Source organism: Tateyamaria algicola (assembly GCF_047715485.1).
In the GTDB taxonomy this organism is placed as follows: domain Bacteria; phylum Pseudomonadota; class Alphaproteobacteria; order Rhodobacterales; family Rhodobacteraceae; genus Tateyamaria.
In genome coordinates this window covers 3,760,693-3,782,397 of the sequence record NZ_CP180422.1, presented here as the reverse complement: position 1 = coordinate 3,782,397, position 21,705 = coordinate 3,760,693, and the positions used below count along the sequence as shown (strand labels likewise).

Sequence of the window (21,705 nt, the reverse complement as noted above, 5' to 3'; positions counted from 1 at the left end):
TCGCCTGATGAAGAGACATGGCGCGTATGCGTCATCTTCACCTCCCTGTTGGACTTGGCCGAGCTTCGCGCTCGGCCTTTTTTTGCACTCAGCCCGGCAGAGGCGCGCAAGGAAAGCCCTTGCGCCGTCTCCCACTACAGACGCAGGGTGTCCTCAAAAGACCAGGGGGACGCCAAATGAACCATATCAACATGCTCTTGCGCATGCTCATATTGGTAAGTGCGATTTTAGCCGCGCCACTCGCAACCGCTCAATCCTTGATGCCCACCAGCGGCACGACGGATACGTCCGAGACTCCTGTGCTGCCCGACCCGCTCACACCCGAGGCTGCAAATGCACTGATTTCCCGGCTCAGCGACACGCAGGTGCGCGACCTGCTTCTGGACCAGTTGAACGCCCAGACCACGGCCGAGGACGAAGAGGCCGACGTCTCGCAGCTGTTCTATCACGCCACCAGCGGGGCGTTTGGCGCGATTGTTGTGGCTATCGAACGGTTGCCGAACCTGTTTACTGCCCAGGCCAGGGCGTTTTCCAATTTTGGCAGTTTCCTCGGGCTGGACGGGCTGGCACGGACATTCGGCTTTCTGCTGCTGGCCATCGCCGGTGGCGTTGTGGCCGAGTTGATCTTTCGCCGCGTGACGCGCGCCTGGCTGACATTGCCGCCGCAATTGCCCGAAAACGCAACGCTGACACAAACGGTTGTTCTGCTCTCCAAACGTCTGACCAGCGAAATCGTGGCCGTCGGTGTTTTTGTCCTCGCGGCCTACCTGATCACCTATTACCTGGTGCCGCCGTTCTACCGCCCGTTCATCGGTGCGGTTGGGCCTTTGCTGATCGGTTTGCCACGGCTCTCCGTGGCGGTGGCGCGGTTCCTGATGGCACCGAACAACCCCGCCTACCGGATCGTGCACGCCACCGACAGGACGGCGCGGCGGATGGTATTCCATATGTTCTGGTTCGTCTTCCTGATCGGCTTTTCCACCTTCATCATCCGGTTCAACGCGGCCAACGGGGTGCCGATGGGTGAGACGCGGCTGGGGTTCTGGCTGAACCTCGGCATTCACCTTTATGCAGCCATCGTGATCTGGCGCTACCGCGAGGCCTCCGTGATGATGATGCGCGGCGCTGACCCGGATGTCAGCCCGATCGAAGAGCGCATAGCGCGCGCCTTTCCCATCTTTGGCGTGATCGTGGCCATCGGCACGTGGTGGATCGTGAACATCGTGGCCAGCACCGGCAACCTGGCCCTGCTGGCCAGTTCCCCGCATTACAAGACCATGGGCATCCTGCTGTTCGCCCCCGCGATGGACACCCTGATCCGTGGCCTTGTGCGCCACCTCGCCCCCCCATGACTGGCGAGGGCCCGGTGGCAGAGCGCGCCTACGCCTCGACCAAACGCTCCTATATCCGGATCGGGCGTGTCATCGTCTTTGGCCTCGTCCTGATCAGCATCGCGGGCTTCTGGGGCATGACCCCGTCCAGCATCGCCTCGGCCGGTGTGGGCGAACGCTTTGCCAGCAAGGTCATCGAGTTCCTGATGATCATGTCCATCGGCTATCTGGTCTACGAGGTCGTCTCGCTTATCATCAACCGCAAGCTGGCGGCCGAACAGACCTCGGCAGGCTATGACCCCGACACCGAAGACACCGGTGATGGCGGCGGCGCGGGCGGGTCGCGCCTGTCCACCGTGCTGCCCCTGATCCTCGGCGTGGCGCGGGCCACCATCGTGGTGGTGTTCCTGCTGCTGGCCCTCGGCAATATCGGAGTGGACACGACCCCCCTCCTCGCCGGTGCCGGTATCGTCGGCCTGGCCATCGGTTTCGGCGCACAAAAGCTGGTGACCGATGTGGTGTCGGGCATCTTCTTCCTGATCGACGACGCCTTCCGCACCGGCGAATATGTCGAGGTCGACGGCACCATGGGCACGGTCGAGAAAATCTCGATCCGCTCCATGCAGCTGCGCCACCACAAGGGGCCGGTCCACACCCTGCCCTATGGTGAAATCCCCAAGATCACCAACTTCTCGCGCGATTGGGTGATCATGAAACTGCGCTTTACCGTGCCCTTCGGCACCGACCCGGAAAAGGTGCGCAAACTGTTCAAGAAAATCGGGCAGGACATGATGCAGCATGAGCTCTACAAGGACGATTTCCTGCAACCGTTCAAATCCCAGGGCGTGTTCGAATTCGACGACGTGGGCATCGTGATCCGGGGCAAGTTCATGGCCAAGCCGGGCACCCAATTCACCCTGCGCAAGGAAATCTACAACCGGGTCAACAAGGCGTTCGAGGAAAACGGCCTCGAATTCGCCCGCCGCGAGGTGCGTGTCGCGATCCCCGGCATGGACGACCATCACAAGCTGACCGAAGATGAAAAGACAGCCGTCGCCGCCGCCGCAACCCAAGCCGCACAAGAGATGGTCGAGGCCGGGCCCGTGGCCGAAAAACCGGGGGATTGACGCCCCCGCCCGACCATAGACAGGGTAAGCCCATGCGCCTCTCGGTTGACGTCTCCCTTGCCTACACGCTCACCGAAGGTGACGCGGTGCTGCTGACGCTCGAGGCAGGCGCGGCAGAGGGGCAGCACATCCGGCACAGCACGCTCAAAGCCGGGTCCGCCACACTGCACCGCATCGACAGCGCGCGGCTCTGGGCGCTGGACGCAGGCGCACGGCTCGACCTGCGCTACCGGGCGACCGTCGACATCACACGCACGCAGACACCACTGGCCAGCCTGACCGCCCAACCGATGCACGCGCTCACGGGGGACGTGCTGACCTACCTGCGTCCCTCGCGTTTCTGCCAGTCCGACCTTTTCACCGATTTTGCCCAGTCAACATTCGGCACCGTGAGTGGCGGGGCAAAGGTCGCAGCCATCCGCGACTGGGTCACAACCGAACTCACCTACGCCCCTGGCGCGTCGCACGGGGCCACAACGGCGATAGAGACGTTCCAGAACCTTCAGGGGGTCTGCCGCGACTACGCCCACCTCGTTTGCGCCCTGTCCCGCGCCGCAGGCATCCCGGCGCGTTACACCTCGGTCTACGGCCCCGATGTAATGCCCGCGGACTTTCACGCGGTTGCCGAGGTCTGGCTGAATGGTGCATGGCACCTCGTGGATGCCACCGGCATGGGCGCGCCCGACAACTTGATCATCATCGCTTCGGGGCGCGATGCGGGCGATGTCGCCTTCATGGAAACGGAAAACCAGGCCGACCCGATTGATCAACGCGTGAGCGTGTCGCGCGTGAGCGTGTCGCGCGTGACCGACACCAGCGGCTAACCCTGCCCAGCCTGCGCACGTAGCCGTGTGGCCTCCCACAGATAGGTGTTGCGCGCGGTCGCGTTAATCTCGGCCTCCGCCAATGCCTCCATCGTCTCGGCCTTCAGCACAGCGGCAGAGGCACCCAGCGCCATCAGATGGTCGCACAGCTCAAGGCGCCATTGCAGATCATCCGTCGCGCGGGCCGCGGCCTCCAGCGCGGTGACACCGCCCGCCAGCTCCGCCACATGCGCCGCACGGGCGGCATCCGACAAGCTGCCCAGGTGGGTCGGGTTCCCGTCATACCAGCCCAGCGTGCCCGTGGCATAGGCCTGCGCCGCCCAACTGGCCTTGCCGTAAAACGCGCCCAGCCACGGCTTCTCCGCCAACTCCGGCGGCAAGGTGATCGTGGCGGCAATATCATCCATCGACAGGCCCGCATCCATGCCCGCAGCGGTGTGGCGCATCACGTGCAGGATCGCCGCGCGCGTGCTTGTCAGCACCTCCCGCACATTGTCCGCCCCGAACACCGGCATCGTATGACCCGGTGCCAGAACCTCGGCCCCCAGATCCGCCAACAGCGCCAGACTGTCCGCCCAAACGGCAAAGTCGCGATAGGGCGTACCCCGGATCGCATAAAGGTTGGGAAAGGCATGATACCAGGTGTCGCCGGGCAACAGCACCTTGGCCGCGGGCAACCAGACGGCCATGTGATCGTCGGTCTCTCCGGGCACCATGATCAGACGGGCGGCAACCCCGTCCAGATCGATATCCGTGTCACTGGCAATCAACTCCGTCGGCGGGATATGCCCGGCGCCCAGGCCCTCCATGGGTCGATCCCCCGGACCGCACCCGATCGAGATGCGCTGCGCCGCGCTCAGCCCGATGCCGAATTGCGCCACCGTCCGACGGTTCAGCGCGGCATGCGGGGCGATGGCATCCGCGTCCTGCTCCACAAGGTCGCTTGAAAACCCGGCACTCGCCAGGATCGGAATGTCGCGCCCTTCGGCAAAGACGGACGCGCCAGAGATGTGATCGCGGTGCCCATGCGTATAGATGATGCGCCCCACGGGCTTGTCCGACAGGTCACGAAATGCGGCCAGAACATTGCGCGCCGCGCCCGTGCTTTCGGATGTGTCCACGATGGTCAGCGTATCCGCCCCCTCGATCATGTGCTGCGTCGAGGCGGCAAATCCCACGGCGCTCCACATTCCGGGCGCAAGCGCGACCACGGCCTTGCGACACTGCGTGGCGTTGTGGTGGATCAGCTGTTCATTGGGCATGTGCGCCCTCCTCTCAACGGCACGGGAGGGCGGGCCGCGCTACAATCCCAACTCTTCGGCCAGGCTAATCGCGCTCATGCCGCCATCCACGACAATGTCCTGCCCCTTGATCCAGCCGCTTTCGGGGCTGGCAAGAAACACGATCACATCCGCAATCTCCTCCGCCGTGCCCGCCCGGCCAGAGCGCGCCAGATTGCGGGCCATCCTGTCGCCAAAGGCTTCGGCAAACTCGGGCAGAATGCCCGTGCTGACCGCCGCCGGGCTGACCGAATTCATGCGCACGCCGCGCGCCAGCGTGGATTGGGTCGCGGCCAGCGTCATTGCGATCACCGCCTCTTTGGACAAGCAATAGGCTCGGGTCGCATCAATCCCGCGCTCTGCGATAAACCCGGGCAGGTCCGCCACATCCAGGGCCATCAGCGCCCGCACCTCGCCCAGATTGGCACGCCAATGCGCGCCTGCCCGTGACGCCGTGTTCACGATGGATGCACCGGGGGAAAGCCTGTCGCGCATGCCCTCGAGAAAGGTGGCGAGGCCAAAATAGTTGATGCGCAGCACCCGTTCGGCTTCACCGGCGCGCGGCGGGATGCCGGCATTGTTGATCAGCGCATCAAACGGGCCATCCACCTCCTCGATGGCTGCGCGGATCGCAGCGCTGTCGCCCAAATCCGTCTTGATCCAGCGCTGCACGGCGCTGTCCGGCGCCTGAATATCGAAAACTGTCACGTGGTGATCCCGCGCCAGCAATCTGTCGACCACCCCGGCGCCGATCCCCGTGGCGCCACCTGTCAAGGCAACCCGCATACACGTCCTCCCGCCCACGCGGGCAGCGAAGCACACAAGCTGCACAGGTTTCAATGAAATCCCGGCTTTGGCATGCCAAAGTGGCGACCAAACCCGATCACGCGTCAGCTTGCCGACATTTCCCTAAGATTTGGCAAAGCCACCGCCCGTTGATCCAAGCGCTTGAAGGCGCGGGTGTTCTTCAAACTGCTTAAAATCAGGCGAATGCACCGAACAGCCTGTCCCCGCGGGGACACCTTGCCCTCTTGCCCCTTCCCCCTCCGCCTCGCCTGTTCTAAACAGCGCCAAAATCCGGGGGACACGCATGCAAGAACCACACATCACCGATGAGCTGATCGCCAGTCACGGTCTCAGCCCAGATGAATATGCCAGCATCCTCGAGATCATCGGGCGGGCTCCGACCTTTACCGAGCTTGGCATCTTCTCGGCCATGTGGAACGAGCATTGCTCCTACAAGTCCTCCAAAAAGTGGCTGCGCACCCTGCCTACCTCCGGGCCCCAGGTGATTTGCGGCCCCGGCGAGAACGCGGGCGTTGTTGATATCGGTGACGGTCAGGCCGTGGTCTTCAAGATGGAGTCGCACAACCACCCCTCCTACATCGAACCCTATCAGGGTGCGGCCACCGGTGTGGGCGGCATCCTGCGCGACGTCTTCACCATGGGCGCACGCCCTATCGCCGCGATGAACGCCCTGTCCTTTGGCGAACCCGGCCACCCAAAAACCCGCCAGCTGGTCCACGGCGTCGTCGAAGGTGTGGGCGGCTATGGCAACGCGTTCGGCGTGCCAACCGTCGGGGGCGAAGTGCGCTTTGACCCTGCCTATAACGGCAACTGCCTCGTGAATGCCTTTGCCGCTGGTCTCGCGGATGCGGACAAGATCTTCTACTCCGCCGCCTCCGGCATCGGCATGCCGGTCGTCTACCTTGGCGCCAAGACGGGCCGTGACGGCGTGGGCGGCGCCACCATGGCCTCCGCCGAGTTCGACGACACCATCGAAGAGAAACGCCCAACCGTCCAGGTCGGCGACCCTTTCACCGAGAAACGCCTGATGGAGGCCACGCTGGAGTTGATGGCCACCGGCGCTGTGATCTCGATCCAGGACATGGGGGCCGCGGGCCTCACCTGCTCCGCCGTCGAGATGGGCGACAAGGGCGGCCTCGGCGTCCGCCTCGATCTCGAAAAAGTGCCCGTGCGCGAAGAGGCGATGACGGCCTACGAAATGATGCTCTCGGAGTCCCAGGAACGCATGCTGATGGTGCTGCGCCCCGAGTTGGAGGCGGAGGCCAAGGCCGTGTTTGACAAATGGGATCTCGACTTTGCCATCGTCGGCGAAACCATCGCCGAGGACCGGTTCCTGATCCAGCTGAACGGAGAAATCAAGGCCGACCTGCCGCTCTCCAAACTCGCCTCCACCGCCCCTGAATATGACCGCCCCTGGGTCGAAACTCCCGCCGCCGAGCCCCTCGGGGACGTGCCGGGCATCGATCCCATCGACGGGCTCAAGGCGCTGCTCGCCAGCCCCAACTATGCCTCCAAATCCTGGGTGTTCGAGCAATATGACACCATGGTCATGGCCGACAGCGCCCGCACGCCGGGCCTCGGCGCGGGCATCATCCGCGTGCACGGCACTGACAAGGCGCTGGCCTTCACCTCGGACGTGACACCGCGCTACGTCAAGGCCAACCCGGTCGAGGGTGGCAAGCAGGCGGTGGCAGAAGCCTATCGCAACCTCTGCGCCACTGGGGCCAAGCCGCTGGCGACCACCGACAACCTCAACTTCGGCAATCCTGAAAAGCCGGAGATCATGGGGCAGTTTGTCTGTGCAATCAAAGGGATAGGCGCCGCAGTTGATGCTCTGGACATGCCCATCGTGTCGGGCAATGTCTCGCTTTATAACGAGACCGACGGCACCGCGATCCTGCCCACGCCCACCATAGGCGCGGTGGGTCTGATCGAGCACGCGGACGACATCATCGGCTGCGATGTGCGCGACGGGCATGTGGCCCTGCTGATCGGGGAAACCACCGGCCATCTGGGTCAATCCGCCCTCTTGGCCGAGGTCTTTGGCCGCGCGGATGGCGACGCGCCCGCCGTCGATCTGGACGTAGAAAAGCGCAACGGCGAATTCATCCGCGACAACCGCCACCTGATCACCGCCTGCACCGATCTCAGCGATGGCGGGCTGGCACTGGCCGCCTTCGAGATGGCCGAGGCGGCAGAGGTCGGTGTCTGGATCGACAGTGGCGACACGCCTTTCCTCTTTGGCGAGGATCAGGGGCGCTATCTGGTGGCGTGCAACTTCGACAAGGCCGAGGCGCTGATGATCGCGGCAGGCCAGGCAGGCGTACCGATCCAGTCGGTGGGCAAATTCACCGGAGAAACCGTGTGGCTCGGCCAGTCCTCGGCCCCGCTGGCCGAGTTGAGCGCGACCTTCCGCACGACATTCCCTGACACTTTCGCCTGACCGGGGTCGGTGGGCGGGCGCCTTTTGCGCGTCAGCGCAAAACAGACCCGCTCAGCGGCCCATCATGCGCAAAAGGCGATCCCGGTCGCCCACATCGTCACGTTTCGAAATGACGCCTGCCAGGTCTTCGAGCGAGGCGATGGAGTGACCGGCGCGAAAGCTGTCTACATGGGGCAGCATGGCCATGATCCCGCGTGCCTTTGGGGCGAATTCATCCCATCGTAACAAGGGGTTGATCCAGATCAGACGGCGGGCGGACAGGTGCAGGCGCTGCATCTGGCGCCCCAATGCATCCGGGTCGTCGCGGTCGAGTCCGTCGGTGATCAACAGCACCACCGCGCCCTGCCCCAGCACGCGACGTGACCAGTCGCGGTTGAACGCTTCGATGCACTCGCCAATCCGCGTACCGCCTTCCCAATCCTGCGCCTCGGCCCCTGCCGCCTTGAGTGCGGCATCCACGTCGCGTTGGTTCAGGTGCCGGGTGATGTTGGTCAGCCGCGTGCCGAAGGTGAAGGCATGCACCCGCGCCCAGCCCGCCCCCTTGGCATTGGACACCGCATGCAGAAAGTGCAGCACGGCGCGGGAATACTGGCTCATCGAGCCCGATATATCGCAGAGCACGACAAGGTTCGGGTAACGCACCTTGGGGGTCTGCCATTTCAGCGCATGCATCTCGCCGCCCTGTCGCATCGCGGCGCGCAAGGTCCGGGCCGCGTCAATCTTGCCCGTGGCAGCCGCACGATTGCGGCGCGAGGGCGTGGGATCGACCGGTAAGGACATACGCGCCAGCATGGCCTTGGCCTGCGCCATTTCCGCCGTGCTCATCTGTTCGAAATCGAGGGTTTTCAGCTTTTCCTCGGCAGACATGGTGAGGGAGGCGTCGATCTCGACCTCTGTGCCCTCTTCTTCATCGGGCAGGTCGATATCGGGCGCGCCTGCGCCGTCAAGCAACGCCTCGGCCGCCCGTTTTTCGGCCGCTTGCGCGCCCCGGTCTTCCTGCACGCCGCGCACAGCAGGCAGCATCGCGGCCATCATGTGTTCGAGGTAGCGCGGATCGCGCCAGTAGAGCCGGAAAATCTGGGCAAAGACCGTGCGATGCTCGGGCCGGGACACGAAACAGGCGTGCAGCGTCCAGTAGAAATCGCGCTTTTCCGTGAAGCCCGCCGCGGCCACCGCGTTGATCGCATCCAGCACGCGGCCCGGCCCGATGGGCAGGCCCGCCCGGCGCAAGGCGCGTGCGAAGTGGGTGATATTGCCTGCGAGTTTCGGATCGTCCGGCAATTCAAGCGGTGCGTATTCTGGCATCTGTTGTTCCGGGGGCCAGCCCCCGGACCCCCGGGATTTTTTAAAACAGAGAAAGGGACTTAGGCCGGCTCAAGGCTGGCTTTTGCCTCGTCCAACAGGCGCTTGGCCTCGGAGCCTTGCAGTTTCTGGATGTCGTCCTGGTATTTGAGGATCGCGCCCAGCGTGTCCGCGATCACTTCGGGGGACAGCGTGAGAACGTCGAGCGCGAGCAGGCACTTGGCCCAGTCGATGGTTTCCGCCACGCCCGGTTTCTTGAACAGATCCTCGGTGCGCAGGCGCTGGACAAAGGCCACGACCTCGCGGCTGAGTGTCTCGGCCGCCTCGGGCGCGCGGGCGGTCAGGATGTCCATTTCGCGGTCGAAATCCGGGTAGTCGACCCAGTGATAGAGACAGCGCCGTTTCAACGCGTCATGCACCTCGCGCGTGCGGTTGGACGTGAGGATCACGATGGGTGGCTCTGGCGCCTTGATCGTGCCGAGTTCGGGGATGGTGACCTGGAAGTCGCTGAGCGCTTCGAGCAGGAAGGCCTCGAACGGCTCATCCGTGCGGTCAAGTTCGTCGATCAGCAGCACGGGCGCGCCGTGTTCGTCGGGGCGCATCGCGTCCAACAGAGGCCGTTCGATCAGGTAGTCGTCGGAGAAAAGCTCGGTTTGCAGCGCCTTGCGGTCGGCACCCCCGGCCGCCTCGGCGGTGCGGATGGCGACCATCTGGGCCGGGAAGTTCCATTCGTAGACGGCGGAGGAGGCATCGAGCCCCTCGTAGCATTGCAGCCGGATCAGGCGGCGGCCCATGGCGGCGGCGAGGGCCTTGGCGATCTCGGTCTTGCCCACGCCCGCCTCGCCCTCGAGGAACAGGGGGCGGCCCAACGACAGGCTGAGGAAGACAACGGTGCCAAGGGCGCGGTCGCAGACATAGCCCTGCTCGGCAAGCATCTGTTGTACGGCGTCGATCGAAGAGTGGTCGGGCATGTGTTGTCCTTATTCCTGTCCGTTCCAACGTGCATTGCCAGCCTGCGCCGTCAAGGGCGGCGAAAGTCCTAATCGTTGACGTGATTCGCGCAAAATGGCATGGTGCGCGCAAAGGAAGCGCGGCACGCGTTCACCACATAACAAGAGGTTTGGGGCAAAAGTACCGCGAACCCGGTATCGAGGCGGCGGGCAATGGACCCCATCAAAAAGGCGGACGGCGCATGCGCGTAACGGCTGTGACTTGCGTAAAGAACGAAGGCCCGTTCCTGTTGGAGTGGATTGCGTTCAATCGGTTGATCGGCGTCACGGATCATCTGTTTTATTCCAATGACTGTACGGATGGGACGGATCGCTTGCTGGATGCGCTGGCGGATCGCGGCTTGTGTCAGCATCTGCCCAACCCTGCCGAGGGGCGCAATTACCAGATGGAGGCGCTGAAGGATGCGCGCCGTCAGGACATCGTGATGCAGGCCGATTGGGTCTGGGTGGCCGATGTGGACGAGTTTCTGAACATCCATGTGGGCGATCACACGATCCCTGCCCTGATCGAGGCCTGCGGCGATCCGCAGGCGATTTCGGTGAATTTCCAGTTCTTTGCCTCGGGCGGTGTTGAGACGTTCGAGGATGCGCCGGTGATTGGCCAGTTCACCCGTTCCCACAACCCCGATCTGTGGTGTGGCGAGGCGGCGATTGAGGTTAAATCCCTCGTCCGTCACGATTTTCCCTTGCAGTATTACGGTGCTCACCGCCCCTTTCAGAAGGGCAAGGCGCGTCCCACATGGACCGACGGGTCGGGACGCAAGGTGCCTCATAAGTTCCTCGTGGCGGCCAATCCGCGCCGCATCCGCCGTTTTCCCGCTGCGGGCGCGCGTGAGATGGCGACGCTCAATCACTATGCGCTGCGCAGCCTCGACAGCTATCTGGTCAAGAATGACCGGGGCGATGTGAACCGCGAAAACCGCGCCTTTGACGACACCTATTGGCGCGAGAGGAACGATCCGGCCTGGGAAGACCTGAGCATTCAGCGCTATCTGCCCGACCTGAAAAAGGCGCTGGCGGAGTTGAAGAAAGACAAGGAGATCAAGGCGCTGCATGACGAAGCGGTCAAGCTGCACATTGCCAAGCGCGATGAGTTGCTGGCCCGCTCTGAATACCGCGAGATGCAGGCGCAATTGCGCGCGGCCTCTACCCTGCCGCCGCAGGAAGAGGCGATGCTGATCGAGTTGGGGCTGATGGAGCCCGCCGCATGACATTGCGCGTCGTCAATCTGGGCTTGCCCAAGACGGGAACGACGACGCTGGCGCGCGCGCTGCGCCGGGCGGGGTGCCATGTGGCCGACCACCGCATCCGCCCACGCCAGACCAAGAATACGGAACTGCACAACACCTTTGTCGCTGACCTGCTTTATCGCGGGTATTTCGAGACGGGCGACCCGGGCATCTATTTCACCGATTTCGACGCGATTTCCGAGATGAGCGTGCTGCGCGAGGGCCGGTCGCTGTGGCCGCAGATGGATTTCGGGCTGATCATGGCGATCCGCGAGCACAACCCCGGCGTCAAGTTCCTCGCCTCCTCCCGCGATCCTTTTACCATGTCCCAAAGCATGCTGGCCTGGTCCGATCTGGGCACGTCGCGCCTGCCCGCCTCGAACATCCCGGGCATGCCCGAGGGGTATGGAGAGACGAGCATCGAGCGGATGCAGTGGATCAGGGCGCATTACGACCATCTGCGCGCCATCTTCAAAGACGATGACGACTTTCTGGAATATGACGTGGCCGATCCAGCGGCGCGTGACCTTATCAGCGGCTTTCTCGAGATGCCGGTGCACTGGTGGGGCAAGACCAATGTGAACAAGTTAAACGAGGTTGCGTGATGCGGATCCACCTACATATCGGACTGGAACAGGTGGGGGCGGATCGCCTGCAATCGGTTTTGGCGACCAAGCGGGATCAGCTGATCACCAAGGGCGTTCTCTACGCCCGCAGCCCCGGCAACAAGAACCACACGCGCCTTTACATGGCCGTGACCGACCCCGCCCATATCGACCCGCTGCGTTACAATCGCGGCTATATCACCGGGGACAAACAAAAAGTGCTGCGCGACGCATTGGCGGGCGATCTGGCCAAGGAAGTGGCACAGCATTCCCCCGATCACCTGATCCTGTCCGCCTCGCAACTGGGGGTGAGCCTGATTGCGCGCTCGGAACTGGAGACGCTGAAGGCGCTGTTGACGACTTTGTCGGATGACATTCGCATCATCGCCCATGTGGACGAGCCTGCGCGCCTGCTGACGCGCCATTACAGCGAACAGATCATGGAAGGGCGCGGGATCACGCTGGACCAGGAATTGGGGCTGGCGGGCACGGACACGTGGTGGGCCGACGCCCTGGCCGAAGCGCCCAAGGTGAACCCGCAGGCCGGGGTGTTCATCGAGAACCAGGGCGCGCCCTTCTGGCTGGATTACGCGGCGCTTGAACGGCATTGGAATGCGGTGTTTGGCGACGGCGCGCTGCGCTTTCGCGCCTATGATGCCGAGGCCTTTGCCGCAGAGACGGTGACGGATGAAATTCGCGCCGCCTTCGAGATCAAGAGCGCCATTGGCAAGGCCACTGCCACGCAGGTGCCTGCGACGCCGTCGGCGGCGTGGCTGGCGCGCGGGCGGCAGTTGAACGACCTAATCCTGCAAGTCCTCAAGGCGGAAAAGCGCATCTTGCCACGTCAGTTGTGGCGTTCTTTCGTCAATGAAATCAAGGTGGATGGCGATGCGATCGACCCCGCATCACTGTCCACCATTTCCAAGACCTTTGCCGATCAGAACAAGGCACTGGCCAAGGCCCACACCCTGCCCGCCGCGCTGTTCAAGGCCCCGCGTGCCAAGGCCGCCTGGGCAGAGGCCGACCCGACACGGGGCTTTCGCGCCTCGCAATATCTGCTGGGGTTCATGTGGCGCATCGACAAGGCCACGCAGGAAGAGCGCAAGACCAAGGCCGCCGATCTGGCCCGCGTGAACGGTGCCGTCACAATGCCGGCCCCTGCCCCGACCGCAACGCCGGCCGATGGGCTGACCGACAGCGCGCGCGCCCTGATGCCGCCGCTGGCCGTGCAGAATTTCGAAAAGCTGCGCACATCCTCCTTTGCTCCGCACAACAAGCTGGGCGCGGTGAACGAGGAAGAACTGGCCGCCGCCTACACCCCGATTGCGCCGCGCGACCTGCCCAAGGGGTCGTCGGGCAACGTGATTGTCGGCTGCATGAAGAACGAGGCCCCCTATATCGTCGAATGGGTCGCCTATCACCGGGCCATGGGTGTCGACAATTTCCTGATCTACACCAATGGCTGCGAGGACGGGACCAGCGAAATCCTGGACCGTTTGCAGGAAATGGGCGTGCTGCAGCACCGCAACAATGACGAATGGAAGGGCAATTCACCCCAGCAATACGCGTTGAACCAGTCGCTCAAGGAACCGCTGATCAAGAATGCCGACTGGATCATCCATATCGACGTGGACGAGTTCATGAACGTGCGCACCGGCAATGGTACGCTTCAGGATTTCTTTGACGCGGTGCCGGATGCGACCAATGTGGCGATGACCTGGCGGCTGTTCGGGCACAACGGTGTGACCGATCTGGCCGATGATTTCGTGATCGACCAGTTTGACCACTGCGCCCCGAAATTCTGCCCCAAACCGCACACGGTCTGGGGGTTCAAGACCATGTTCAAGAACATCGGTGCCTATGAAAAGATCAGCTGCCACCGCCCCAACAAGCTGGACCCGAAATTTTCCAACAAAGTGCGCTGGGTGAATGGATCCGGCAAGGATATGACCAAGGAAGTGGCCGAGAACGGGTGGAGAAGTTCGAAAAAGTCAATTGGCTATGACCTGCTTCAGCTTAATCACTATGCCTTGCGCAGTGCCGAGTCGTTTTTGATCAAGCGCCAGAGGGGCCGCGCGCTGCATGTCGATCGCTCCATCGGGATCAACTACTGGATCCGCATGGACTGGTCCGATTTCCGCGACATTACGATCAAGCGCAATCTGCCCCGGTTGAAAGCTGAGTACGAAAAACTGATGCAGGATGACACCCTGCGCGGTTGGCACGAGAAAGGCCTGGAATGGCACCGTGCAAAGGCGGACGAACTTCACGCCAATCCGGAGTTCCAGGACCTGTACGACCAGGCCCTGAAGGTCAAACTGACCGAGACCGAGCGGGTGGCGTATGCCCTCGCTCTAGACATGGAGAGTTGACATGGATGGTACGGGTACAATCGATCCCACGGGCTTTATCAAGTCTCGCAGCCTGAAGTTTCCCAAGGACGGCACTTATCTCACCGGTAAGGTGCGCGGGCTGTTGCGCACCGGCGATTACGAGCGTGAGCTGGTGGCAGCCGCGCTCAAGGCGACGCGGGCGGATGACGTGGTGCTGGATTTGGGCTGTGGCCTTGGCTTTGTTGCGGGCATGATTGCGAAACGGCGCAATATCAAGGAGATACACGGCTATGACGGCAACGCGACCCTGCTGACCTATGCCGAGGCGATGCTGGCCACCAACGGCATCAACAACGTGACCCTGACGGCAGGCGTGCTGGGCAAGCGCAAGTCGAGCGTGCCCTTTTATGTGCGCACGCCCTTTGCCGCCTCGTCCCTTCTGCCGGTCGAGGGCGAAGAGGCCGAAGAGGTCAAGGTCGACATGCACAACGTCAAGACGGTGCTGAGCGCCGTCAAACCCACCGTCATCATCTGCGATATCGAGGGCGGTGAGGCGGAACTGCTGGACGGCATCGCCCTCAAGGATGTGCGGCAAGTGGTGGTGAAACTGCACCCGACCCATATTGGCCATGACGGTGTGCGGGGCGTTTTCGACGCGATGGGCAAGGCCGGTCTGGCCTATGATCCGCGCCTCAGCACAGGCCGCGTCGTGGGCTTTGTCGCGCAGACCGACGCCGCGTGAGCCATCTTGCCATCCTGTGCGTGCGCAACGAAGGCGCGTTTCTGCTGGAATGGCTGGCCCATCACAGGGCGATAGGTTTCGATCATTTTCTCGTCTTTTCGAATGATTGCGCAGACGGCACCGACACGATGCTGGACCAGCTGGCAACCACAGGCTGGCTGACCCATGTGCGCAATGATGGCCCCTATGATCAGGGCGGTATCCAGTTCACGGCCCTGAAACAGGCGGCCAAGATGGACCTGGTCAAACGGGCCGAGTGGATCCTGCCGCTGGACGTCGATGAGTTCGTCAACATCCACACCGGCGGCGGCACAATCGGCGATCTGCACGCCGCCCTGCCCGACGCCACCGCCATCACCCTCACCTGGCGTCTGTTCGGCAATGGTGGGCAGGTCCGCTATGTCGACGAGCCGGTGACCGAGACGTTTACCCACGCCGCCCCCGAAATCCTGCATTGGCCGTGGCGCGCGTCGATGTTCAAGACGCTTTACCGCAATGACGGCGCCTACAGGAAACCCGGCGTGCACCGCCCGCGCAGCCCCGATCATGACCGCCTTGCGCAGGCGCGCTGGTTTGACGGCCACGGGCGCGCGCTGGACGATCAGTTCAAGACGCGGCGCATCTTTTCCAACTTTGGCCGCCCCAATTATGGGCTGGCGCAGCTCAACCACTACCCGCTCGGCGCGATGGAGAGCTATGTGCTCAAGGCTGATCGCGGGCGCGCGGTGCACTCTGACGACCTTTTGGGCCTCGACTACTGGGTCGAGCGGAATTTCAACACCGACAGCGACACGACGATCCGCCGCTATGACGCACCGCGCGATGCCTATCTGGCCGAAATGCGCGACGATGCGATCCTGACTGACCTGCACGACGCTGCCGTGGCCTGGCGCAAGACACGGTTTGACGCGCTGATGGAGGATGAGCCGTTTCGCGCCCTGTTCGGCCGCCTGCTGATGACGCCGCCCACGCGGCCCGTTCCACCCAAAGCGGCGCAATTCATGATCCGCTACGCCAACAAGGCCCGCGCCAAAGCCCAGTAAACCATGCGGTTTTGGCACAAAGGCCGCTCAAATTTTTCTTATTTCTGCCGCATTGCCCCCCTACCTCCGTCCTCAACCCGCAGAAAAACCGTGGGACCAACGGCCAGTGTTTCAGGCCATGAGGATAGTGCGATGCAGGACGCAAGTGTGAGTTTCGACCCCGATCTGGCCGATTTGCCAAAAGGCGAATGGCTGACCCAATTGGCGGGGATTGCAGAAGATTTCGGGTTTTTCCAACCCTTGGGGCGCAAGCATTTTGCGGCCCATATCCGGCGTGGCGACACACTGGTGGTCACGTTTGAGACCATTCAGGGCATGCGTGCCCTCACCGACTCGGCAGAGCCGCTGGGCTGGTCGATGGTGCGCGATCACAACTGGTCGCACCTGTGCATCGCATCGGATGGCGACACCTGGTTCCGCGACCGCAACGTGATCGGTCTGTTCGACCGCATGATCGATGACGGGTTTTTTGACGACTTCGAAACCATCCTGTTCTACGGCGCGGGCCCTTGTGGGTATGCCGCCGCTGCCTTCTCGGTTGCAGCCCCCGGCGCGCGGGTGCTGGCGATCCAACCCCAGGCCACGCTTGATCCCCGCGTCACCGAATGGGACGACCGGTTTTTCGAAAAGCGACGCACAGATTTCACTTCGCGCTATGGCTATGCGCCCGACATGCTGGATGCCTGTGACAAGGCCTATATCCTATATGATCCTGTCGAGACGCTGGATGCGATGCATGCAGCCCTGTTCACCCGCGCCGGTGTGACCCAGTTCCGCATGCGCAATATGGGCGATGCGCTACAAAGCGATCTGATGCAGATGAAGGCGCTGCCCGGCCTGCTCGAACAGGCCGCGGCGGGCACGCTGGACGATCTGTCCTTTGCCAGAATTTATCGCCAGCGCCGCACCTATCCCGGCTACCTGCGCCGGGTGATGGCGGCCCTGGATTCGGCTGGCCGCACCGATCTGACCTATATGATGGCGCGCAACGTGACATCGCGGATGAAAGCCCCCGGTTCCAGCGCCGTCTGGCCGAAATCGAGGCGCAGCGCAGCATGGCCAGTGGCGAGAGTGGCGAAAACCCCGCCGAGGAGGGCTAGAAACGCCCCGTGCGCCCGTGCTAACGCGCAGGCCATGACATCCCTGACCCTGGCCCGCCCCGACGACTGGCACCTGCATCTGCGCGATGGCGCGATGATGCGCGCCGTTCTGCCCCATACCGCGCGCGACTTTGCCCGCGCCATCATCATGCCAAACCTCGTCCCGCCCGTGGTGACAGGGGCGCAGGCGACGGCCTATCGCGACCGTATCCTTGCCGCCCTGCCCGAGGGCATGGCCTTCGAGCCGTTGATGACGCTCTATCTGACCGAGGACACTGACCCGGACGACGTCGCCGCCGCCTTTGCCAGCGGGCTGGTCAAGGCAGTCAAGCTGTATCCGGCGGGGGCCACCACCAACTCCGCCTCAGGTGTGGCCAATTTCGACAATGTGCGCAGCGTGCTGGACAAGATGGCCGAGATCGGCCTGCCACTGTGCGTGCACGGCGAGGTGACGGATCACGACATCGACATCTTTGACCGCGAGGCCGTGTTCATCGACCGTGTGCTGGATCCGATCCGGCGCGCCACGCCGGGCCTGCGCGTGGTGATGGAACATATCACGACAGCAGACGCGGTGGATTATGCCCGCGCCCAGGGCGACGACCTTGGCGCCACGATCACCACGCATCACCTGGTGATCAACCGCAATCACATCCTCGCCGGGGGGATCAAGCCGCATTACTACTGCCTGCCCGTTGCCAAGCGCGAGGAGCATCGCCTTGCCTTGCGCGCTGCCGCGACCTCCGGCGAGGCGCGGTTCTTCCTCGGCACCGACAGCGCGCCGCATACGGATGCGAACAAGCTGCTGCCTTGCGGCTGTGCGGGCTGCTTTACCGCGCCCAACACGCTGCCGATCCTCGCGCAGGTGTTCGAGGAAGACGGCGCACTGGACAGGCTCGAAGGGTTCACCTCGCGCCATGGCCCTGCCTTTTACGGCCTGCCGGTGAATACAGACACCATCACCCTGACCAAAACCGCCCCTGACCTACCGGCCCATATCGAGACAGAAGAAGGCCCCGTGACCGTCTTTGACCCCGGTTTCGATCTGACGTGGTCGGTCCAATAACTTCTCTGTTCCAAAAAATCCCCGCCGGAGGCTCCTGCCCGCGCCACCGGCACACCGCCAAAAAGGAAATGCGCCATGATCCCCACCAGCTATCCCACAGCCGAAGAAATGGCGCGCCTCACGGCCCGCATGTTGCTGGAAATCAAGGCCGTGCACTTCAACCCTGCCGAGCCCTACACGCTGGCCTCGGGCCTGCCCTCGCCCACCTATATCGACTGCCGCAAGCTGATCAGTTATCCGCGCATTCGCACCACGCTGATGGATTTCCTGACTGTGACCGTGATGCGCAACGCGGGCTTTGAGGCCTTCGACAACATCGCCGGTGGCGAGACGGCGGGCATCCCCTTTGCCGCGCTGGTGGCCGAACGGATGGCGCTGCCGATGACTTACGTGCGCAAGAAACCCAAAGGTTATGGCAAAGGCGCCCGGATCGAAGGCGACATGAGCGAAGGTCAGCGCGTGCTGCTGGTCGAGGACTTGACGACCGATGGCGGATCGAAACTGTCCTTTGTGGATGCGATCCGCGAGACCGGGGCAAGCTGTGCGCATACGGCTGTGATCTTTTACTACGACATCTTTCCAGAGACGGAAAAGACGCTGGGCGATCATGGGGTTGCCCTGCATCACCTGTGCACCTGGTGGGATGTTCTGGCCGAGGCGCGCGCCAGCGGTGCCTTTGACGAGGCGACGCTGAGCGGGGTCGAGGCGTTCCTGAGCGATCCCCGCAAGTGGCAGGCTGACCGTACGTAGCCGTCTGCGCAAAAACAGGCATGTCCGGGCGGTTTCTTGCGTGGCCGTCCTGTGGACGGGCTGTGCACAGAATTGATTCTTTTGCACCTGCGCACCCACATGTGGTAAGTCTGGGACCTGTCGACCGCGACATCTGGGCCGCGCTGACGGATCGCACGGGTTATCCCTGCAGTGATCCACAGGGTTATTCCATGTTCCCAGAACGCGCGCGGTGTGGCATTGCCCCCTCTCACGGGGACAAGAAAAACAGGCAGGGTGCAGGACATGAACGAGATTGCGGCAATCAATCCAACAGGCGTCGCGGTGCAGGATGCGGAAACGATGCCGCACTCGATCGAGGCGGAACAGCAGCTGCTGGGCGCGATCCTGACCAACAACGATGTCTATGACCGCGTGGCGGCCATCATCTCGCCGCAGCATTTCTACGACCCCGTCCACGCCCGCATTTTCGAGATTTCGGCCGCGCGCATTGCCAAGAACAACCTCGCCAGCCCGGTGACCCTCAAGGCGTTCATGGAGGATGACGAGGGGCTGAAGGAACTGGGCGGCCCTGCCTACCTCGCCCGTCTTGCCGGTGCCGCCATCAGCGCCTTTGCCGTGCGCGACTATGCGCAGATGATCTATGATCTTGCCGTGCGCCGCGATCTGATCATTCTGGGCCGCGACATCAGCGCCAAGGCGGCCAAAGTCGACGTGGCCAACGAGCCCAAGGAACAGATCGTGGAGGCCGAACAGGCCCTATACAAACTCGCCGAACGGGGCAGCACCGAAGGCGGGTTTCAGAGTTTCCTCAAGGCCGTCACCGATGCCGTCAACGTCGCCAATGCCGCCTATCAGCGTGAGGGCGGGCTGGCCGGTATCTCGACCGGCCTTATCGACATGGACAAGAAACTGGGCGGTCTGCACCCTTCTGACCTCTTGATCCTTGCCGGACGTCCGTCGATGGGCAAGACGTCGCTGGCCACCAACATCGCCTTCAACATCGCCAAGGCCTACAAACGCGGCCTGAAACCCGATGGGTCCGAAGGGGCCATCGAGGGCGGCGTTGTGGGGTTCTATTCCCTCGAGATGAGTGCCGAGCAGCTCGCCGCGCGGATCCTGTCAGAAGCATCCGAAGTGCCAAGCGAACAGATCCGTCGCGGCGATATGACCGAGGCCGAGTTCCGCCGTTTCGTGGATGCGGCCAAGGCGCTCGAGGCCTGCCCGCTTTACATCGACGACACGCCCGCCATCCCGATTGCCCAACTGGCCGCCCGCGCCCGCCGCCTGAAACGGACCCATGGGCTGGACGTGCTGATCGTGGACTATCTGCAGCTGGTGCGCGGCGGGGCCGAGAACCGGGTGCAGGAAATCGCCGAGATTTCCATGGGCCTCAAGGCCATCGCCAAGGAGTTGAACATCCCGGTCGTCGCCTTGTCCCAGCTGTCGCGTCAGGTCGAAAACCGCGAGGACAAGCGCCCGCAACTGAGCGATCTGCGGGAATCGGGATCAATCGAACAGGATGCGGACGTAGTGATGTTCGTGTTCCGCGAAGAGTATTACAAAGAGCGTGAAAAACCCGGCGATCACGATCTGGAGGCCATGGCCAAGTGGCAGGAAGAGATGGAGCGCCTGCATGGCCGCGCCGAGGTCATCATTGGCAAGCAGCGTCACGGTCCCATCGGCACTGTCGATCTGTCCTTTGAAGGGCGGTTTACCCGCTTTGGCAATCTTGTGCAGGCCTGGCAACAGGGTGGCAATGGCGGTGGCGGCGACGTGGGTTTCTGACGCCTGAGATTTTTCAGAACAGAGAAAGCACGCGCGGATCAGCGCCGGTGTGACCGAGATGTGACTGGACAGGTGCGCGCAATTGCGGCCCACTTGGCCCCATGCGCATCCTGTTGTTCCTGATCCTGATGTTGAGCGCCCCCGCGCAGGCACAAGAGCGTGTCGAGGTGGACGTGGAGCTGTTTCTGGCTGTTGATGTCAGCCGATCCATGCAACCGTTCGAGCTGGAGATACAGCGACGCGGCTATGCCGCCGCGTTGACCAGCCCCGAAGTCCAGGCCGCCATCGGTGGCGGCATGTTGGGCCGCATTGCCATCACTTATGTCGAATGGGCCGGGGCCCATGACCAGCGTGTGATCGTGCCCTGGACCCTGTTGCAAAACCCGGCGGATGCCGCCGCAATTGCCGCGCGCATCACCACCAACTACGACGCAGCCTTGCGCCGCACTTCGATTTCCGGCGCGCTGGCCTATGCTGCGGCCTCTATCGAGGGTAATGCCTTTGACGGATTGCGCCGGGTGATCGACGTATCGGGCGACGGCCCCAACAACATGGGCCCGCCCGTGACCCGCGCGCGCGATCAGGTACTGGCCCAGGGCATCACCATCAACGGTCTGCCCCTGATGACGCAGGATGACGATCTGACCTCGCGTTGGAACATTCCCGATCTGGACGCCTATTACACCGCTTGCGTGATCGGCGGGACCGGTGCGTTTGTGCTGCCCGTCACCGATTGGGCCGAGTTCGAAGAGGCCGTGCGCCGCAAACTGATCCTTGAGATTGCCGCCCGCCCGGCGCGTCTGTGGCGCGCGCAGGCCCCGGCCTCCTATAACTGCCTGATTGGCGAGCAGATCTGGGAGCGCAACCGCGATCTCTTTGCCCTGCCCTGAGCCGATTTGTGCTGGCAGTGCAGCACACGCGCTCTGCGCTCTTGCGCCTCTCGGCC

Annotated in this window: 17 protein-coding genes; 13 read left to right on the top strand and 4 right to left on the bottom strand. The window is 63.1% G+C overall.

Annotated features, from left to right (window positions below; all coding sequences use genetic code 11):
- Positions 1–176: 176 nt before the first annotated feature.
- The 3 genes from ACMHLQ_RS21140 to ACMHLQ_RS21130 are packed head-to-tail and all read left to right on the top strand — an operon-like array spanning position 177 to position 3,282.
- Complete coding sequence (locus ACMHLQ_RS21140; protein WP_415402645.1) at positions 177–1,352, top strand: hypothetical protein; 1,176 nt, start codon at positions 177–179, stop codon at positions 1,350–1,352.
- Positions 1,349–2,458 (top strand): mechanosensitive ion channel family protein, encoded by a 1,110-nt coding sequence (locus ACMHLQ_RS21135; protein ID WP_415402644.1) that lies wholly within the window; start codon positions 1,349–1,351, stop codon positions 2,456–2,458. The genes ACMHLQ_RS21140 and ACMHLQ_RS21135 overlap by 4 nt, the downstream gene beginning before the upstream one ends.
- A 32-nt stretch (positions 2,459–2,490) precedes the next feature.
- The gene (locus ACMHLQ_RS21130) at positions 2,491–3,282 is read left to right on the top strand and encodes a transglutaminase-like domain-containing protein (RefSeq protein WP_415402643.1); all 792 of its coding nucleotides are present in this window, start codon (positions 2,491–2,493) and stop codon (positions 3,280–3,282) included.
- On the opposite strand, the gene ACMHLQ_RS21125 is transcribed toward ACMHLQ_RS21130, so the two are convergent.
- Both ACMHLQ_RS21125 and ACMHLQ_RS21120 read right to left on the bottom strand, forming a co-directional pair.
- On the bottom strand, positions 3,279–4,544 hold the full coding sequence (locus tag ACMHLQ_RS21125; RefSeq protein WP_415402642.1) for an alkyl sulfatase dimerization domain-containing protein: 1,266 nt from the start codon (positions 4,542–4,544) through the stop codon (positions 3,279–3,281). The genes ACMHLQ_RS21130 and ACMHLQ_RS21125 overlap by 4 nt on opposite strands.
- 39 nt (positions 4,545–4,583) lie before the next feature.
- Positions 4,584–5,348 (bottom strand): SDR family oxidoreductase, encoded by a 765-nt coding sequence (locus ACMHLQ_RS21120; RefSeq protein ID WP_415402641.1) that lies wholly within the window; start codon positions 5,346–5,348, stop codon positions 4,584–4,586.
- 304 nt (positions 5,349–5,652) lie between these two features.
- Here ACMHLQ_RS21120 and purL point away from each other — a divergent pair, with 304 nt between their 5' ends.
- Positions 5,653–7,812, top strand: coding sequence for a phosphoribosylformylglycinamidine synthase subunit PurL (gene purL, locus ACMHLQ_RS21115; RefSeq protein ID WP_415402640.1), 2,160 nt, complete (start codon positions 5,653–5,655; stop codon positions 7,810–7,812).
- Positions 7,813–7,863: 51 nt separating this feature from the next.
- On the opposite strand, the gene ACMHLQ_RS21110 is transcribed toward purL, so the two are convergent.
- Together ACMHLQ_RS21110 and ACMHLQ_RS21105 are read right to left on the bottom strand one after the other, a co-directional pair.
- On the bottom strand, positions 7,864–9,117 hold the full coding sequence (locus ACMHLQ_RS21110; RefSeq protein WP_415402639.1) for a vWA domain-containing protein: 1,254 nt from the start codon (positions 9,115–9,117) through the stop codon (positions 7,864–7,866).
- A gap of 59 nt (positions 9,118–9,176) precedes the next feature.
- A complete protein-coding gene (locus ACMHLQ_RS21105) occupies positions 9,177–10,085 on the bottom strand; it encodes an AAA family ATPase (protein WP_415402638.1) in 909 nt (302 codons plus the stop codon).
- Positions 10,086–10,306: 221 nt separating this feature from the next.
- On the opposite strand from ACMHLQ_RS21105, the gene ACMHLQ_RS21100 reads away from it, so the two are divergent.
- The 9 genes from ACMHLQ_RS21100 to ACMHLQ_RS21060 all read left to right on the top strand — a co-directional run bounded on the left by ACMHLQ_RS21100 (position 10,307) and on the right by ACMHLQ_RS21060 (position 21,649).
- Positions 10,307–11,335, top strand: coding sequence for a glycosyltransferase family 2 protein (locus tag ACMHLQ_RS21100; RefSeq protein WP_415402637.1), 1,029 nt, complete (start codon positions 10,307–10,309; stop codon positions 11,333–11,335).
- Positions 11,332–11,958, top strand: coding sequence for a hypothetical protein (locus ACMHLQ_RS21095; protein ID WP_415402636.1), 627 nt, complete (start codon positions 11,332–11,334; stop codon positions 11,956–11,958). Before ACMHLQ_RS21100 ends, ACMHLQ_RS21095 begins: the two co-directional genes overlap by 4 nt.
- Positions 11,958–14,330, top strand: a complete 2,373-nt coding sequence (locus ACMHLQ_RS21090) for a glycosyltransferase family 2 protein (RefSeq protein ID WP_415402635.1) — start codon at positions 11,958–11,960, stop codon at positions 14,328–14,330. The genes ACMHLQ_RS21095 and ACMHLQ_RS21090 overlap by 1 nt, the downstream gene beginning before the upstream one ends.
- A gap of 1 nt (position 14,331) precedes the next feature.
- A complete protein-coding gene (locus ACMHLQ_RS21085; protein WP_415402634.1) occupies positions 14,332–15,033 on the top strand; it encodes an FkbM family methyltransferase in 702 nt (233 codons plus the stop codon).
- Positions 15,030–16,076, top strand: a complete 1,047-nt coding sequence (locus ACMHLQ_RS21080; protein WP_415402633.1) for a glycosyltransferase family 2 protein — start codon at positions 15,030–15,032, stop codon at positions 16,074–16,076. Before ACMHLQ_RS21085 ends, ACMHLQ_RS21080 begins: the two co-directional genes overlap by 4 nt.
- Positions 16,077–17,210: 1,134 nt before the next feature.
- Entirely contained in the window at positions 17,211–18,242 is a 1,032-nt protein-coding gene (gene pyrC, locus ACMHLQ_RS21075) for a dihydroorotase (RefSeq protein WP_415405326.1), read from the top strand.
- Between the two features lie 75 nt (positions 18,243–18,317).
- Entirely contained in the window at positions 18,318–18,992 is a 675-nt protein-coding gene (locus ACMHLQ_RS21070) for an orotate phosphoribosyltransferase (RefSeq protein WP_415402632.1), read from the top strand.
- A gap of 264 nt (positions 18,993–19,256) precedes the next feature.
- A complete protein-coding gene (locus tag ACMHLQ_RS21065; RefSeq protein WP_415402631.1) occupies positions 19,257–20,759 on the top strand; it encodes a replicative DNA helicase in 1,503 nt (500 codons plus the stop codon).
- Positions 20,760–20,860: 101 nt separating this feature from the next.
- On the top strand, positions 20,861–21,649 hold the full coding sequence (locus ACMHLQ_RS21060) for a DUF1194 domain-containing protein (RefSeq protein WP_415402630.1): 789 nt from the start codon (positions 20,861–20,863) through the stop codon (positions 21,647–21,649).
- Positions 21,650–21,705: the final 56 nt, after the last annotated feature.